14 protein-coding genes and 1 riboswitch are annotated in these 16,068 nt (G+C 70.0%); of the genes, 3 read left to right on the top strand and 11 right to left on the bottom strand.

Going from position 1 to position 16,068, the window contains the following annotated elements; genetic code table 11:
• Positions 1-384 precede the first annotated feature (384 nt).
• Both AB0M39_RS34435 and AB0M39_RS34430 read left to right on the top strand, forming a co-directional pair.
• Positions 385-972 (top strand): hypothetical protein, encoded by a 588-nt coding sequence (locus AB0M39_RS34435; protein ID WP_365370830.1) that lies wholly within the window; start codon positions 385-387, stop codon positions 970-972.
• Positions 973-1,299: 327 nt separating this feature from the next.
• The gene (locus AB0M39_RS34430) at positions 1,300-1,506 is read left to right on the top strand and encodes a DUF5999 family protein (protein WP_365370828.1); all 207 of its coding nucleotides are present in this window, start codon (positions 1,300-1,302) and stop codon (positions 1,504-1,506) included.
• A gap of 159 nt (positions 1,507-1,665) precedes the next feature.
• Here the strand turns inward: AB0M39_RS34430 and gcvP are convergent, their stop codons facing one another.
• A complete protein-coding gene (gcvP, locus tag AB0M39_RS34425) occupies positions 1,666-4,551 on the bottom strand; it encodes an aminomethyl-transferring glycine dehydrogenase (RefSeq protein ID WP_365370826.1) in 2,886 nt (961 codons plus the stop codon).
• A 200-nt stretch (positions 4,552-4,751) separates the two neighbouring features.
• A riboswitch (glycine riboswitch) is annotated at positions 4,752-4,849 on the bottom strand.
• A gap of 122 nt (positions 4,850-4,971) precedes the next feature.
• Between gcvP and AB0M39_RS34420 the strand changes: the two genes are divergently transcribed.
• Positions 4,972-5,358, top strand: a complete 387-nt coding sequence (locus AB0M39_RS34420) for a PRC-barrel domain-containing protein (RefSeq protein WP_365370824.1) — start codon at positions 4,972-4,974, stop codon at positions 5,356-5,358.
• Here the strand turns inward: AB0M39_RS34420 and AB0M39_RS34415 are convergent.
• From AB0M39_RS34415 to AB0M39_RS34370, 10 genes are all read right to left on the bottom strand, one after another.
• Positions 5,265-6,956, bottom strand: coding sequence for a DNA polymerase IV (locus AB0M39_RS34415; protein ID WP_365370822.1), 1,692 nt, complete (start codon positions 6,954-6,956; stop codon positions 5,265-5,267). The genes AB0M39_RS34420 and AB0M39_RS34415 overlap by 94 nt on opposite strands.
• A 243-nt stretch (positions 6,957-7,199) precedes the next feature.
• Positions 7,200-7,796, bottom strand: coding sequence for a MerR family transcriptional regulator (locus AB0M39_RS34410; protein ID WP_365370820.1), 597 nt, complete (start codon positions 7,794-7,796; stop codon positions 7,200-7,202).
• A gap of 169 nt (positions 7,797-7,965) precedes the next feature.
• Positions 7,966-8,439, bottom strand: coding sequence for a bifunctional nuclease family protein (locus AB0M39_RS34405; protein WP_006123076.1), 474 nt, complete (start codon positions 8,437-8,439; stop codon positions 7,966-7,968).
• 53 nt (positions 8,440-8,492) lie between these two features.
• Positions 8,493-9,236, bottom strand: a complete 744-nt coding sequence (locus AB0M39_RS34400) for a MerR family transcriptional regulator (protein WP_365370818.1) — start codon at positions 9,234-9,236, stop codon at positions 8,493-8,495.
• A 42-nt stretch (positions 9,237-9,278) separates the two neighbouring features.
• On the bottom strand, positions 9,279-10,160 hold the full coding sequence (locus tag AB0M39_RS34395; RefSeq protein ID WP_365370854.1) for an FHA domain-containing protein: 882 nt from the start codon (positions 10,158-10,160) through the stop codon (positions 9,279-9,281).
• 148 nt (positions 10,161-10,308) lie between these two features.
• On the bottom strand, positions 10,309-11,286 hold the full coding sequence (locus tag AB0M39_RS34390; RefSeq protein WP_365370816.1) for a DUF881 domain-containing protein: 978 nt from the start codon (positions 11,284-11,286) through the stop codon (positions 10,309-10,311).
• Positions 11,287-11,291: 5 nt separating this feature from the next.
• The gene (locus tag AB0M39_RS34385; protein ID WP_031069011.1) at positions 11,292-11,624 is read right to left on the bottom strand and encodes a small basic family protein; all 333 of its coding nucleotides are present in this window, start codon (positions 11,622-11,624) and stop codon (positions 11,292-11,294) included.
• Positions 11,621-12,550 carry a DUF881 domain-containing protein gene (locus AB0M39_RS34380; RefSeq protein ID WP_365370814.1) on the bottom strand — a complete coding sequence of 310 codons (930 nt, stop codon included), beginning with the start codon at positions 12,548-12,550 and terminating at the stop codon, positions 11,621-11,623. The genes AB0M39_RS34385 and AB0M39_RS34380 overlap by 4 nt, the downstream gene beginning before the upstream one ends.
• Before the next feature lie 100 nt (positions 12,551-12,650).
• Positions 12,651-15,146, bottom strand: coding sequence for a mannose-1-phosphate guanyltransferase (locus AB0M39_RS34375; protein ID WP_365370812.1), 2,496 nt, complete (start codon positions 15,144-15,146; stop codon positions 12,651-12,653).
• Positions 15,147-15,258: 112 nt separating this feature from the next.
• The gene (locus tag AB0M39_RS34370; protein WP_365370810.1) at positions 15,259-15,867 is read right to left on the bottom strand and encodes a CDP-alcohol phosphatidyltransferase family protein; all 609 of its coding nucleotides are present in this window, start codon (positions 15,865-15,867) and stop codon (positions 15,259-15,261) included.
• Between the last annotated feature and the right edge of the window lie 201 nt (positions 15,868-16,068).

The raw sequence follows: 16,068 nt of genomic DNA, 5'->3' as shown, positions 1-16,068 counted from the left end.
CCAAGCCCGGTAGGGTGGAGTGAGTGAGCGGGCGGCACATTCCTGCGGCATGACGCAGCGGGCATTTACCACTGCCCGCTGCCTGGTGAAAAACACCGATCGGTTTCGGCCTACCGCAGCGGAGACGGAATCGCAGGCGAGCGCATCGCGCTCCGCATAAATCGCCAGAAACTCCGCATAAAAAAGACCTGATCTCACCTTGCCGGAAATGCCTGGGTCTACTAGCGGAAACACTCTGTGAACACGTGTCGTATAAACTCCGCGAACGAGGCAGAGAGTTAGCGCCCGCGGGCCTTCCAGCCCCCCTCTTGGCCCCGCACGCTGACAGTGCCGTCCGCACCTGCCCACGCTCCAACGTGTCTCCGAAGTGAGAGGCGACCCACCATGCCGCTGCATGTCCCCCCTGCCCCCGCGCCTGCCCTGCGCAGCGTCCTCGCGGCACTCTGCTCCCCCACCGCAGTACGCGAGAACCGCACCCCGGCCCTCAGGTCCGTCCAGGGACCCACGTGCCCCGAACTGCCCCTTCCGGTCCATGTGCTGGACCAGATAGTCCCGACCGACGGACGTCCCGCCACGCGCCTGACGGGCTGGCGCTTTCTGATCCGCGCCGGCGAACGCGCCGTGGCCGCCGCGGAGACGACGCTCACGCCCGACGGCTGGACGTTCTCGCACTTCTTCGAAGGCCCCTATCTCGCCTCTACCGAACGGGCGCTGCGCCAGGCCGAGTCCCTACGAACTCCCTTCCAACCCCGGCTCCTGTCCGTGCCCGAGCTCTACATGCTCACGCTATGGCTGCACGGCGACATCGAGGCCGACGCGTCGGCCGGCGCCCTCCAGCCCTCCGACGTGCTGGTGCCGCTGGCGCCCGCGCCGCCCGGCATCGCGGCCCACCGGCCGCACCGGGTCGCCGAACTGCTCCCGGTGATGACGCTGCGGCTGACGCCGGCGCCCCTGCTGGGCTCGCCCGCCTGACATCGACCGCTCGGCGCGCGCCCACCCGGCGACCGCCCGCTCGCACGCTGTTCGCGCCCCGTGACCAACCGGTCGCGGGGCGCGCTGCTGACCCGTCCGGACTAGTCCCAAGAGGCCACTGCGAACCATCCAAAAGGACAGGTGAGTTGCGTTGAACCGTCCGCCCGGGTGATACGTCTCTAACCAGTAGGAAGAGCTGTCGCGAAATCCCTGCGGATTGACGCCCGTGGGGCAACACTGGGATCGGACCGAGAGATACGGGGGGCGGCCATGAACAGCTCATCGAGCCGCAGGACACTCACTACACCGCAGCGAAAGAACCCACCCATGTGCCAGCACCAGCCATCCTGCCCCACCTCCGACTCGCCCGACCGGGAGGCGGCGCGTCTTGTGGCGCACCACCCGGAGCAGGGCTGGAGCCTGCTGTGCAACGGAGTCCTCCTCTTCGAGGACACCGGCGAACTGCTGCCGGACGGGCAGATCATCGCGCCGCACCGGCCGACGAGCACCGGGCAGGTGATGACGGCCGCCTGAGCGCCGTCCGTACGACAAGGGGCCGGCAAGGAGATCGCTCTCCGTACCGGCCCCGACGCATGTCCGCAGGCGCTCGGCTCCCGTACGCGCCAGCCGTGACGCGCACGTCGGCGGAGGGCGCGCCGGTCAGTCGCCGTACGCGCCGGTCCGCCGTGCGCGTCAGTTGTCGTACTCGTCCAGCGGCGGGCAGGAGCAGACGAGGTTGCGGTCGCCGAAGGCGCCGTCGATCCGGCGCACCGGCGGCCAGTACTTGTCCGCGGCGCTCACTCCGGCCGGGAAGACCGCCTCGTCACGGCTGTAGGGGTGCTCCCACTCCCCGCCCAGCGCGGCCGCGGTGTGCGGGGCGTTGCACAGCGGGTTGTCCTCGGCCGGCCAGTCGCCGGACGCGACCTTCTCGATCTCGCCGCGGATCGCGATCATCGTGTCGCAGAAGCGGTCGATCTCGTTGAGGTCCTCGCTCTCGGTGGGCTCGATCATCAGCGTGCCGGCCACCGGGAAGGACATCGTGGGCGCGTGGAAGCCATAGTCGATCAGCCGCTTGGCGATGTCGTCGACGCTCACGCCGGTCGTCTTCGACAGCGGCCGCAGGTCGACGATGCACTCGTGCGCGACCAGACCGGCCGGACCGGTGTAGAGCACCGGGTAGTGCGGCTCCAGGCGCTTGGCGATGTAGTTGGCCGCGAGCACCGCGACCTGCGTCGCGCGCTTGAGGCCCTCGCCGCCCATCAGGCGGACGTACGCCCACGAGATCGGCAGGATGCCGGCCGAGCCCCAGGGAGCGGCCGAGATCGGCCCCACGCCCGTCTCCGGGCCCGCGGTCGGCTGGAGCGGGTGGTTGGGCAGGTACGGCGCGAGGTGCGCGCGCACGCCCACCGGGCCGACGCCCGGGCCGCCGCCGCCGTGCGGGATGCAGAAGGTCTTGTGCAGGTTCAGGTGCGAGACGTCGCCGCCGAACTTGCCCGGCTTGGCGAGGCCGACCAGCGCGTTGAGGTTCGCGCCGTCGACGTACACCTGGCCGCCGGCCTCGTGCACCTGCGCACAGATGTCGGCGACGTGCTCCTCGAACACGCCGTGCGTCGAGGGGTACGTGATCATGAGCACGGACAGCTCGTCGCGGTACTGCTCGATCTTGGCGCGCAGGTCCTCGACGTCGATCTCGCCGTCGTCGGCGGTCTTCACCACGACGACCTTCATGCCCGCCATCACGGCGCTGGCGGCGTTGGTGCCGTGCGCGGAGGAGGGGATGAGGCAGACGGTGCGCTGGTCGTCGCCGTTGGCGCGGTGGTACGCGCGCACGGCGAGCAGGCCCGCGAGCTCGCCCTGCGAGCCGGCGTTGGGCTGGATGGACACGCGGTCGTAGCCGGTGACCTCGCAGAGACGTTCCTCCAGCTCGTGGATGAGCGTGAGGTATCCGCCGGCCTGCTCGACCGGCGCGAACGGGTGCATGGCGCCGAACTCCGGCCAGGTGACCGGCTCCATCTCGGTGGTCGCGTTCAGCTTCATCGTGCAGGAGCCGAGCGGGATCATGCCGCGGTCCAGCGCGTAGTCGCGGTCGGCGAGCTTGCGCAGGTAGCGCAGCATCGCGGTCTCGGAGCGGTGCTGGTGGAAGACCGGGTGGGCGAGGTACTCGTCGCCGCGCAGCTGGGCTGCGGGCAGCGTGTCCTCGGCGACGGCGTCGAGCGCCTCGACGTCGGCCTCGACCCCGAAGGCGGTCCACACCGCGGCCAGCTGCGCGCGGCCGGTGGTCTCGTCGCAGGAGATCGACACATGGTCGGCGTCGGCGAGGTGGAGGTTGACCCCGCCCTCGCGCGCGGCGGCGACCACGTCGGCGGCCCGGCCGGGGACGCGCACGGTGAGCGTGTCGAAGTAGGCGCCGTGCACGACCTCGACGCCGCCGGCCTTCAGGCCCGCCGCCAGGATCGTCGCGTAGCGGTGGGTGCGCTGGGCGATGCCCTTGAGGCCGTCGGGGCCGTGGTAGACCGCGTACATACCGGCCATCACGGCGAGGAGCACCTGGGCGGTGCAGATGTTGCTGGTGGCCTTCTCGCGGCGGATGTGCTGCTCACGGGTCTGCAGGGCGAGGCGGTAGGCCTTGTTGCCGTCCGCGTCCACGGAGACGCCGACGAGGCGGCCGGGCAGGCTGCGCGCGAACTTGTCGCGGACGGCCATGAAGCCGGCGTGCGGGCCGCCGAAGCCCATCGGGACGCCGAAGCGCTGGGTGGTGCCGACGGCGATGTCCGCGCCCAGCTCGCCGGGCGAGGTGAGCAGGGTCAGCGCCAGCAGGTCGGCGGCGACGGTGACGATCGCGCCGAGCTCGTGGGCCTGGTCGATGACGGGCTTGATGTCCCGGACCGCGCCGGAGGCGCCCGGGTACTGGAGCAGCACGCCGAAGACGCCGCGCTCGGCGATCTCGGCGGGGATGCCGTCGCTCAGGTCCGCGGTGACGACCTCGACGCCGGTCGGCTCGGCGCGGGTCTCGATCACCGCGATGGTCTGCGGCAGCGCGTCGGCGTCGATCAGGAAGACGCCGTCCTTGACCTTGCCGACCCGGCGGGCGAGCGACATGGCCTCGGCTGCGGCCGTGCCCTCGTCCAGCAGCGACGCGCCGGAGGTGGGCAGGCCGGTCAGGTCCGCGACCACGGTCTGGAAGTTGAGGAGCGCTTCGAGCCGCCCCTGCGAGATCTCCGGCTGGTAGGGCGTGTACGCGGTGTACCAGGCCGGGTTCTCCATGACGTTGCGCAGGATGACCGGCGGCGTGAAGGTGCCGTAGTAGCCGAGCCCGATCATCGGCGCGAGGACCTGGTTGCGGTCGGCGAGGTCGCGCAGCTCGGCGAGCACCTCGGCTTCGGTGCGCGCGCCCGGGAGGTTCAGGGCCTCCGCGCTCTTGATCACATCAGGCACCGCTGCGGCGGTGAGCTCGTCGAGCGAGCCGTATCCCACCTGCGCGAGCATCTTGGCCTGGGCCTCGGCGTCGGGCCCGATGTGGCGCTGCTCGAACGGGGTGCCCCGCTCCAACTGGGAGAGAGGAATGCGGTTGGCGGTCATTAAGGAGGCCTCCTGGTCTGACACGACCTTCGAGGGGCACCGCGGCGCGGATGCCCGGACGGCCTCCCCCTCTGTCATCTCAACCTGAGAGTTTCACCGGAGGGCCCCGGCACGGGGATTTCCCGCATGCGGAACGCTCCGACTTTCACCGTCGGTGAGAGCGGATGCCGTCCGACGCCCGCCCTTCTTTCCAGAGTGACCTCGTCCGTGCGGTACAGGGGCCTGAGAGATTCCGGGGAGGATTTGCTCCTTCGGCGCCGCCGGCAGTTTCACCGGAGGACTCTCCCGCACGGGGTCAGCAGCCGTTTGCCAGGGTACCAGCGCACTCCCTCGCCGATCGCTCAAGTGGCCGACGCCACCGATCTGCACTTTTGTAGTATTTACAGTCGATTGCGAGCATTGCGACCTTTTGGAGGGACCGTGCAGACCGACATCGATCCGCGCAGCCTGATCGGCCGCAAGGCGTTCGACCGCAATGGGGCCAAGCTCGGCACGGTGGACGAGGTGTACCTCGACGACGCCACCGGGGCGCCCGAATGGGCGGCTGTGCGCACCGGCATCTTCAGCCGGGACGCGTTCGTGCCGCTGGAGCCCAGCAAGGTCGTCGACAACGCGCTGCACGTGCCCTACGAGCGCTCGCTGATCAAGGACGCTCCGGACTTCGGCGTCGGCCGCCATCTCTCCCCCGAGCAGGAGCTCCAGCTCTACCACCACTACGGCTTGGAGATCTCCGCGCCGCCCGAGACGTCCGCCCCCTCCTCCGGCAAGGACCGGGACTTCGGCCGGCTGGCCGGCACGGAGGACTGAGGCGCCTCCTCGAAGGACGGGCCCGGATCATCGGACGGGCCTGACGTAAGCGCGCCCGAGGCAGCCTCGCCGGCGAGCAGCGCTTCCTCGGAAGGCCTGACCAGGGGCAGCGGATCGGCGGGCTCCAGGTCGGGGTCGTCCACCCGGAAGGTGCGTACGCGCCCCGGCGGCGACCACGGCTCCTCGAACCGCACCGTGACCCGCCCGACCCCGCTGCCCTGCACCCACCCGGCCCCGTACACGGCATGCCGTACGTCGTGCCCGGCATGCCAGCGCCGCTGCTCCGGAGCGCTCGGCTCCACGTCGCCCGCACCGCCCGCACCGCCCGCAGCACCCGCAGCACCCGCAGCACCCGCAGCACCCGCAGCCGAGCCTGCCGCCGCGCCGTCCACTCCCCCGCCCTCGCGTCTCTCCCGTCCGCCGGGAGCCTCGTCGGCCGCCGGGGGCGAGGACGCGCCCTCCGCCGTCTCCCCGCCCCCGGCGGCCGCAGCCCCGCCAGCCGTCTCCGCAGCCTCGGCCTCAGCCGCCGCGGCCTGTGCGAAGAGGTCCTCCTGCGTGTAGTCGGCGAGCCCGGTCACGCCCACCCCCAGCAGCCGCACCCCGCCCGTCGTGTCCACGGCCTCCAGCAGCCGCGCCGCGGCCTCCCGCACCACGGCGGGATCGTCCGTCGGGCCGCGCAGCGTCTCCGAGCGCGTCAGGGTCGAGAAGTCGAACCGCCGCACCTTCAGCACGATGGTCCGCCCCGAGTGCCCGGACGCCCGCAGCCGCTGCACACACCGCTCGGCCAGCCGCTCCACCTCGATCCGCACCCGCACCCGGTCGTGCAGGTCCACGTCGAAGGTGTCCTCCACCGACACCGACTTGGCGTCCCGCTCGGCGACCACGGGCCGGTCGTCGTACCCCTGGGCCATCAGATACAGCGAGGCCCCGTGCGCCCTGCCCAGCAGCCGTACGAGCTCGTCCTCGCCCGCCTCCGCCAGATCGGCGACCGTCGTCATGCCGGCCCGCCGCAGATGCTCCCCGGTCGCCGGCCCGACCCCGGGCAGCGTCCGCACGGACATCGGCCCGAGCAGCTCCCGTTCCGTGCCCGGCACTATGAGCACCAGTCCGTCGGGCTTCGCCTGCTCGGAGGCGATCTTCGCAAGCATCTTGGATCCGGCGAGCCCGACCGACCCCGTGAGCCCCGTGACCGCCCGGATGTCCGCCCGCAGCCGCTCGCCTGTCTCCCGCGCGGACCGCGCGTCGTCCGCCGCGCCCCCGGCCTCCAGGTCGACGAACGCCTCGTCCAGGCTCAGCGGCTCGACCAGCGGCGACAGCCGCCCCAGCAGCTCCATCACCTGCTCGCTCACCGACCGGTACAGCGAGAAGCGCGGCACCAGATACGCGGCGTTCGGCGCGAGCCGTCTGGCCTGCGCCATCGGCATCGCCGAATGCACCCCGAACCGTCGGGCCTCGTACGACGCGGTGGCGACGACTCCGCGCGGCCCCAGCCCGCCGACAACCACCGGCTTTCCGCGCAGACTCGGCTTCGCCGCCTGCTCGGCGGCGGCGAAGAAGGCATCCATGTCCAGATGCAGGATCGTCGGCGCGGTTCTCACACCCTCGATGCTGCCCTAGACCACTGACAACGGGCCTGAGCACCGCGGACGGGGCGCCCGAGCACCGCGGACACCAGGCCCGAGCACCGCGGGAACTCAGTCCGAGATCGCTCGCAGCGCCCCCGAGACGGTCCATGAGCGGCCCTCAGACGGCCGACGAGCCCTCACGGGAGCATGCCCCGGCCGACCAGCCCTCGCGGGAGGCCACGGCACCACAGGCGCTCCCGAGAGAGCGAGGCGCCCTCAGACCGCGCGGTCGCGTCTGCGCCTGGCCAGCTCGTCCGCGGGATTGTGCCCGACCAGCGTCTCGCCCGTGTCGACCCGCTCGCCGTGCAGCTGGGACAGCGCCGCCTCCACGTCCCGCCACACCACGCCGACCGCGATCCCGAAGATTCCCTGGCCGCCCTGGAGGAGGTCGACGACCTCGTCGGGCGACGAGCACTCGTAGACCGTCGCGCCATCGCTCATCAGCGTCATCCGCTCCAGGTCCCGGAAGCCGCGCGCCTGCAGGTGCCGCACCGCGGTGCGGATGTTCTGCAGGGCGACCCCGGTGTCGAGGAAACGCTTGACGATCTTGAGGACGACCACGTCGCGAAAGCTGTAGAGCCGCTGGGTGCCGGAGCCGTACGCCGGCCGCACGCTGGGCTCGACCAGGCCGGTGCGCGCCCAGTAGTCCAACTGCCGATAGGTGATGCCCGCCGCCGCGCACGCGGTCGGGCCGCGATAGCCGACCGTCTCCGTGGACGGCTCGGGCGCACTGTCGTGTAGCGGATACGGCCCGCTCTCCACCGGACTCCGTCCGGTGGCGCCCCCTGCCGTACCGTCGCCGCTGCTGCTCACGCCGACCTCCGTCCTTGACCTGCCATCTCGACGGTAGGCAGTCACCAGGGGCGCGTCAACGATCGCCACACTCGGCACGCCGAGTGATAATCACCCTGAGAGTGGTTTCCCGTGCCCCGATACCGGGAACGGCTACTCGAATGCGCTCACAGCGCCGTCGGCCCGGCGGTCACTGACTGTTGGTGCCGAAGTCCTCGGGCGAGATCTGATCGAGGAACTCGCGGAACTTCTCCACCTCGTCCTCCTGCTCGTCCGGAATCGCGATCCCCGCGTCGTCGAGCACCCCGTCGCTGCCGTAGATCGGCGTCCCCGTGCGCAGGGCCAGCGCTATGGCGTCGGACGGCCGGGCGCTCACCTCGACGCCGCTGGCGAAGACCAGCTCCGCGTAGAAGACGCCTTCGCGCAGGTCGGTGATCCGCACCTCGGTGAGCTCCTGGCCCACCGCCTCCAGCACGTCCTTGAAGAGATCGTGGGTCAGCGGCCTCGCCGGCGCCATGCCCTGCTGGGCGAAGGCAATGGCGGTCGCCTCCCCCGGACCGATCCAAATGGGGAGGTACCGGTCGCCTCCCACTTCACGCAGGAGCACGATCGGTTGGTTCGAGGGCATTTCGACCCGGACACCCACTACGTCGAGCTCGTTCACACAGCAACCCTAGGACGTGCTCGACCGGTTTGGGTAGTCGGGCTCCCCCAAGATCAGGTCAGCCGTACTCCGAGCGCGGTCTGCACAAGGGCCGCGTGCAGCCGTACGGAGAGCGCTGCCAGCTCTTTCGCGGTCGCCTCGGCATGGGCTCTGGTCTGCGGATTACGGTGTCGGCGCAGCGGAGCGACCACTTGTTCGACCAGCCCCGCCTCGCGCTCCGCGGCGGCTTTCATGGCGCGCAGATGGCGCGGTTCCAGCCCGAATCTGCCCAGATCCGCCACCAGCCTGGCCACGGTCGCGGACTCGGAGTCGTAGCCGCCGTCCTGACCGGGTGCGAGCAGGCCGTACGACTCCCACTCGGCCAGCTCCTCCTCGCTCACCTCAGCGGCCGCCAGGAGCTCCGCACGGCCCAGTCTGGCGGCCGTCGGGCGCTCGGGCTCCAGGTCCCAGCCGCCGTCCAGCAGATCCCTGGGCTGGCCCTGCACGGGCAGCTGCGCCCGTTCGCCGCGGACCACGGCGTCCAGGTGCTCACGGATGACCTTCAGCGGGAGGTAGTGGTCGCGCTGCATCCGCAGCACCTGAGCGAGCCGCTCCACGTCCTGCGCACTGAATTTGCGGTACCCGGACGGCGTCCGCCGCGGCTCGACCAGCCCTTCGGCCTCCAGAAAGCGAATCTTGGAGATCGTGACTTCGGGAAACTCGTCGCGCAGCTGATGGAGCACCGTGCCGATGCTCATCAGCCGCTCGCCCGAGCCGGCGGCGCCGTGACCGGCGCCGCCCGTCGGTGTTCGCAGCATCTACCTTCCCTGGGGTCCCCCCGGACAGAGTCCGGGAGAGGGTCACACGCCCCGCTGGCTCGCGTAGAAGACCAGTCGGTACTTGCCGATCTGGACCTCGTCGCCGTTGGCCAGGAGAACCGAGTCGATCCGCTCGCGGTTGACGTAGGTGCCGTTCAGGCTGCCGACGTCCGAGACGCTGAACGTGCCGTCGTTCCCCCGGCGGAACTCCACATGGCGGCGCGAGACCGTCACGTCGTCGAGGAAGATGTCGCTCTGCGGGTGGCGGCCGGCCGTCGTCAGCTCGCCGTCCAGCAGGAAGCGGCTTCCGGAGTTCGGTCCGCGGCGGACCACCAGCAGCGCCGAGCCCAGCGGCAGCGCGTCGACCGCGGCCTGCGCCTCAGGAGAGAGCGACGGGAGCTGCGTCTGCCCCGTCACCTCGGAGTCGTACGCCTCGAGACCGGAGATGGAGATCGTGGAGGTCGTCTCCGACGGACGCTCGGCCGGGGCCCCGCCGCGCAGCGGCGCGCCGCAGTTGGAGCAGAACCGGCTGGCCTCGGCATTGCGGTTCCCACACCTCGTACAGACCAAAGCAGCCATGGACGGATCCTCCTGCCGCGGCTGTCCCGCGTGGGGATTGGTCGCATACGGGTCGGACGCGAACCCTCCACCCGTACTTGAGCTTGACGGTTCTCCGAAACCTATGCGGCCGGCACCGGCAGGGTCAACAGACGACGCGCCCTGACCGCCCGAATTGTCACCGCCCGGACCACCGACCTCATCCCTGAAGAGCGGCCGCTCAGCGCCCTGCTCCCCGTCCTGGCCATGGCGCGGCGCGCGATGCCTGGCGTTGCCGCCGTCCTCGCGTGCGCTCTTGCCGAACAACTTCCCAAACAACTTCACGGGCGATTCCCCTTGACCGAAACAGACCCGCCCGTGGGGCAGGACGAACCCTCAATGAACACACCTGCCGACCCGGACATCCTCACAACGTCCGTATCCACCAGACAGTTTCCACCACGCACCACGGTTGTGATGCGTCGACCCCCCGCAATCTCCTGCCCCGGTGCGGCATACCCCATGTGCCCCTGCCTCACTGCGACGACGACTGAGCGTAGTCAGGCTGCTTCGCAGGTCGCAAGGCATCTACAACGATCGTCTCCGAGCGGACCACAGTGGCCGTGGCCTGCTCCTTCTCCAGTGTCTGCACCACACCGCCGGGGATGTTGAGCGCCGGCTCGAGGTCCTGCGGCTTGCCGATGACCTTGAAGACGTACGGTGCGGCGATCGGTTCCCCGTCCACCTCGATCTCTCCGCCGCTGCCGGAGAAATGCGTGCTGGCGACCACCCGGATCCCGTTGAGCTGAATCGCTTCGGCGCCCGCTGCGCGCAGCTCCTGGATCGCGTCGAGCAGCATGTCCGACTCGACCGTGCCGGACGGATCCTGGATGGTCAGCGTGATGCCGGGCCCCTGGGCCGCGACGGTGCCGGCCAGGATGCCCAGCTGCTGCTCTTTCTGGAGCGTCTGCTTCCGCGCCTCTTCGGCTTGATCCGAGCTGTTCTCCAGCTCGGTGCGCTGGTCCTCGAGGCGCTGCTTCTCGTCTTCGAGCCGCTGGGTGCGGTCGTCGAGCTCGTCGAGGATGCGCACCAAGTCCTCCTGGCGGGCGCCGCGCAGCGCGCTGTCGTCGCTGTTCGAGCGTACCTGGATGGCAAGCCCCAGTCCGAGGACGAACAGCAGGACGGCGACGATGAGTTGGGCGCGGGTGACGCGCGGCGGCCACAGTCCCGCGGCCAGGCGCTGCCGCCCCAGCTGCTGCGGCGGCTCAGGGCTCGCTGCCGGCGGCTGTGCCGCCGCAGGCTGCTCCGGCGGCAGCTCGTGCGTCTGCGGCGCCTCGCCCTGGGGGCTGTCGCCGCCGGGCGCCGACTGGTTGGCCGCAGGCTTGTCGCTCGGTGCGCCGTTGCCTTCTGGACCCTTGCCGGTCGCTTCGCCGCCGATCGGGCCCTTGCCTGCCGGAGGCTTGCCGGTCGGTTCGCCGCCGGTCGGTTCGTTGCTCATCGGCTCGTCGCTCATCGGCCTCACGCCCGGAACACATGCCGGCGGATCGCGGCAGCGTTGGAGAAGATCCGGATGCCGAGCACGACGACGACACCCGTGGACAGCTGGGCGCCGACCCCCAACTTGTCGCCCAGGAAGACGATCAGGGCGGCCACCACCACGTTCGACAGGAAGGAGACGACGAAGACCTTGTCGACGAAGATCCCGTCCAGCATCGCCCGCAGGCCGCCGAAGACGGCGTCCAGAGCCGCGACGACGGCGATCGGCAGATAGGGCTCGACCACCGCCGGCACCTCGGGCCGGACGAACAGTCCGACCACGACTCCCACGACGAGGCCCAGTACGGCGATCACGATGTGCCCTTCCCTGTGTCAGCCGTGCCCCGGCCCTCGCCCTTGCCGGCGTCGGCGGTCCTCGGCTCTGCTGTACGTACGATCAAGCTCGGCGCCGCCGGCAGGCGCACCTCGTCCTCAGTGGAAATGCTGCTGCGGATACCGAAGTTCTCCTGCAGCGCCTGGAGATACTGTCCGTCGGCGCTGTCCTGGAACGCGGTGCTCAACTTCTTCCCGTCCCCCACCGCGAGCACTGTGTACGGCGGCACCAGCGGCCTGTTGTCGACCAGTATGGCGTCGCCGGCCGCACGGATCGCCGACAGGGACGTCAGCCGCTGGCCGTTGATCGAGACCGCCTCGGCCCCCGACTCCCACAGGCCGTTCACGACCCGCTGCATATCGCGGTCGCGCACCCGCCCGGTGTCGGAGAAGCCGCTGGTCTCGCGCGGTCCGCCGCCGCCCTGATCGGTGTCCTTCGCGTCGTCGACGACGAGCTTCACACCCGGCCCGTGCACCGGGGTGGCGCCGGAGAGCAGCGCGAGGAGCTCGCCCTGCTCGCCGCCCTGCGTCTTGAGCGCCTTCCGCTGGCGGTCCCCGACCTCGTCACGGAGCGTGTCCACGCTGCGCGCCAGCTCGTCGGCGGCCGAGGTCTCCGCGTCGATGCGGTCGATGAGCTCCTCGCGCTCCTTCGCGACGACCGGCGCCGATATCCGCGCCTCAGCGGCGCCCACGGTGACGATGGCCGCCGCCAGCACCAGACCGGCCGCGAGCGCCAGCTTGGCCCGCAGCGTACGGGGCAGACCGGCGCCGGCGGCGTCCCTGCGGGCCGCCGCCTCCGCGTAGCCGTCGTCGAGGCTGTGCTCCATGACGTTGGTCAGCAGCGACATCGACGCGTCGGGACGCGGGGGCGGAGAGCCGGTGCTCCGATCGGGGGGCTGCTGCGACATGCCGCACATCGTCGCACGTCGCAGCGGTTACCGCCGAATGGCCCCACCGGCGAGCCGGAAGCCGTCCGTGGACGGCCTCCGGCGCCGCTGTGTCACACCCTCAGTCACCTGCGCTGTCCACCACGCCGGCCCACTCGTCGAGGAGGGCCTGTGCCGAAGCGTCGTCGGGCCCCTCCGCCCACAGATGGGTGACGGCCTCGGCGGGGTCGGGAAGGACCATCACCCACCGTCCGTCGGCCTCCACGATCCGCACGCCGTCGGTCGTGTCGACGTGCCGGTCCCCGGCCGCCTCGACGACCCGCCGCATCACGAGCCCCTTGACCGCCCACGGCGTCGCCAGATCCCGCCGCAGCACATGCGCCCGCGGAATCCGCGCGTCGATCTGGCTGAGCGTGAGCTGCGTACGGGCCACCAGGCCGAGCAGGCGTACGAACGCCGCCGAACCGTCGAAGACGCTGCTGAACTCCGGGACGATGAAGCCGGCGCGCCCGTCGCCGCCGAAGATCGTCGTATCCTCGCGGCCCACCCGGGTCAGATCGTCGGGCGAGGTCGTCGTCCACTCCACCTGGGTGCCGTGGTACGCCGCCACCTGCTCCGCGATCCTGGTGGTCGTCACCGGCAGAGCCACCCGGCCGCTGCGCCGCTCGGCGGCCACCAGGTCGAGCATCACCAGCAGGGCGCGGTCGTCCTCGACGATCCGCCCCCGCTCGTCGACCAGGGACAGCCGCTCGCCCACCGGGTCGAAGCGGACTCCGAAGGCCGCCCGCGCGGACGCCACGATCTCCCCGAGCCGCACGAGCCCGGAGCGCCGGGTGTCGGCCGACTCCGTGGGCCGTGCCTCGTCGAGCCCCGGGTTGATCGTCAGCGAGTCCACCCCGAGACGACCGAGCAGGCTGGGCAGGACCAGGCCGGCGCTGCCGTTGGACGCGTCGATGACGACCTTCAGCCCGGAGTCGGCGATGCCGGAGGTGTCGACGTTGCGCAGCAGCGAGCCGGTGTACGAGTCGAAGACGCTCGACGGGAAGTGCAGGTCGCCGATCTCGCCGGGGAACGCCCGCCGGTACTCCTGGCGCGCGTACACCCGGTCCAGCTTCCGCTGCCCGGCCTGCGAGAGGTCCGCTCCCCGCTCGTCGAAGAACATGATGTCGACGGAGTCCGGGACGCCCGGAGACGTACGGATCATGATGCCGCCGGCGCTGCCTCGCGCGGTCTGCTGCCGTGCGACGGGCAGCGGCACGTTCTCCAGGTCGCGTACGTCGATGGCGCTGGCCTGCAGCGCCGAGATCACCGCCCGCTTGAGCGCACGCGCACCGCGGGAGTGGTCACGCGCCGTGGTGACGGTCGCGCCCTTCTTCAGCGTGGTGGCGTACGCGCCGGCCAGGCGCACCGCGACCTCTGGGGTGATCTCCACATTGAGGATCCCGGTGACGCCCCGGGCGCCGAAGAGGTGCGCCTGGCCCCGGGACTCCCAGATCACCGACGTATTGACGAACGCGCCGGCCTCGATGGTCTTGAACGGATAGACCCGCACATTGCCCTGAACGATCGATTCTTCGCCGACGAGGCACTCGTCTCCGATCACCGCGCCGTCCTCGATGCGCGCGGCCCGCATGATGTCGGTGTTCTTGCCGATCACGCAGCCTCGGAGGTTGCAGTGCTCGCCGATGTAGACGTTGTCGTGGACGACGGCCCTATGGAGGAACGCTCCGCTCTTGACGACCACGTTGGAGCCCACGACGGTGTGCTCGCGGATCTCCACATCGGCTTCGATCTTGGCGTAGTCGCCGATGTACAGCGGCCCGCGCAGAACGGCGTCCGGATGCACTTCCGCGCCCTCCGCGACCCAGACGCCCGGGGAGATCTCGAATCCGTCGATCTCCACCTCGACCTTGCCCTCGAGCACATCGGCCTGGGCCTTCTGGTAGCTCTCGTGGGTGCCGACGTCCTCCCAGTAGCCCTCGGCGACATAGCCGTAGATCGGCTTGCCTTCCTTCATCAGCTGCGGGAACACATCGCCGGACCAGTCCACGGAGACGTCGGCCTGGACGTAGTCGAATACCTCGGGCTCCATCACATAGATGCCCGTGTTGACCGTGTCCGAGAAGACCTGCCCCCAGGTCGGCTTCTCCAGGAATCGCTCGACCTTGCCTTCTTCGTCCACGATGGTGATACCGAATTCCAGGGGATTCGGCACGCGGGTGAGGCACACCGTGACCAGTGCGCCCTTCTCCTTGTGGAAGGCGATCAGGTCGGTGAGATCGAAGTCGGTGAGAGCGTCGCCCGAGATGACGAGGAACGCGTCGTCCTTCAGCGCCTCCTCGGCATTCTTGACGCTCCCCGCGGTGCCGAGCGGTTTCTCCTCGTTGGCATAGGTGAGCTCCATTCCGAGCTCTTCGCCGTCGCCGAAATAGTTCCGGACGAGGGAGGCGAGAAACTGCACGGTTACGACGGTCTCATTGAGTCCATGCCGCTTGAGCAGCCGCAGCACATGCTCCATGATCGGCCGATTGGCCACTGGCAGGAGTGGCTTGGGCATACTCGAGGTCATGGGGCGAAGTCGAGTTCCTTCGCCGCCAGCCATCACAACGGCCTTCATGTCGGAAGCGTCCTCCTTGAAGAGACGACGGTCTAGCCGACTTCACCCGCCCAAAGAGGCCCTCTGGCGTCATGCGCGGGCGGCGTCACTGCACGGCACCGCGCCGACGAGGTCAATCGGCCGCTACGTCCGCCTTGACGAGCCGGCGGACCTGGACCACATAGAGGATCCCTGCCCACCAGTAGAGAGTTGTACCCCATCCAGCGAACGCCCATCCGAAAATAGCAGCCAGTGACGCAAGCCACCCAGTTCCGTCACTGAGCAACAGCAGCGGGAAGGCATACATCAGGTTGAACGTAGCTGCCTTGCCCAGGAAGTTCACCTGGGGCGGCGGATAGCCGTGCCGGCGGAGGATTCCCACCATCACCAGCAGCATCAGCTCCCGAGCCAAAAGGGCGGCGGTGAGCCAGATGGGCAGAATCTCGCGCCAGGTCAGTCCTACGAGAGTGGACAGAATGTACAGACGGTCGGCGGCCGGGTCGAGGATTCGGCCCAGGCTGCTGATCTGGTTCCAGCGCCGGGCGAGCTTGCCGTCGAGATAGTCGCTGACGCCGCTCAGCATCAGAACCAGCAATGCCCAGCCATCGCTGTCGGGCCCGCCGAACTCGGGGCGGAGAATCAGCCACAGGAAGAGCGGCACACCGGCAAGGCGCGCCATGCTGAGGATGTTGGGGATGGTGAGTACCCGGTCCGTCTGAACGCGGGTCTCCTGGACCTCCACCCGGGGGCCTCCTGTGAGGAACGTGCCAACGATGCCCCCTGACCCTACCCTCAGCCAGGGTCCGCTCATACACAGGGGTCCGGCCGGCCGTTAAGGGCTCTGGAGACGTAATGGGTCTTGAACGCAGAAAAGCCCCGCACCATAAGGTGCGGGGCTCTCCCACAATGATTGTTCGGCGGCGTCCTACTCTCCCACAGGGTC

It is taken from the genome of Streptomyces sp. NPDC051907 (genome assembly GCF_040681075.1).
GTDB lineage: Bacteria > Actinomycetota > Actinomycetes > Streptomycetales > Streptomycetaceae > Streptomyces.
Note: the sequence above shows the minus strand (reverse complement) of the source record. Positions and strands in the feature narration are given on the sequence as shown.

Bases quoted from the DNA above. Each gene is read 5' to 3' on its own strand.
- AB0M39_RS34380 (WP_365370814.1), bottom strand. From the start codon at position 12,550: ATGTCGCAGCAGCCCCCCGATCGGAGCACCGGCTCTCCGCCCCCGCGT.
- AB0M39_RS34375 (WP_365370812.1), bottom strand. From the start codon at position 15,146: ATGAAGGCCGTTGTGATGGCTGGCGGCGAAGGAACTCGACTTCGCCCC.
- AB0M39_RS34430 (WP_365370828.1), top strand. From the start codon at position 1,300: ATGTGCCAGCACCAGCCATCCTGCCCCACCTCCGACTCGCCCGACCGG.
- AB0M39_RS34390 (WP_365370816.1), bottom strand. From the start codon at position 11,286: ATGAGCGACGAGCCGATGAGCAACGAACCGACCGGCGGCGAACCGACC.
- AB0M39_RS34435 (WP_365370830.1), top strand. From the start codon at position 385: ATGCCGCTGCATGTCCCCCCTGCCCCCGCGCCTGCCCTGCGCAGCGTC.
- AB0M39_RS34400 (WP_365370818.1), bottom strand. From the start codon at position 9,236: ATGCTGCGAACACCGACGGGCGGCGCCGGTCACGGCGCCGCCGGCTCG.
- gcvP (WP_365370826.1), bottom strand. From the start codon at position 4,551: ATGACCGCCAACCGCATTCCTCTCTCCCAGTTGGAGCGGGGCACCCCG.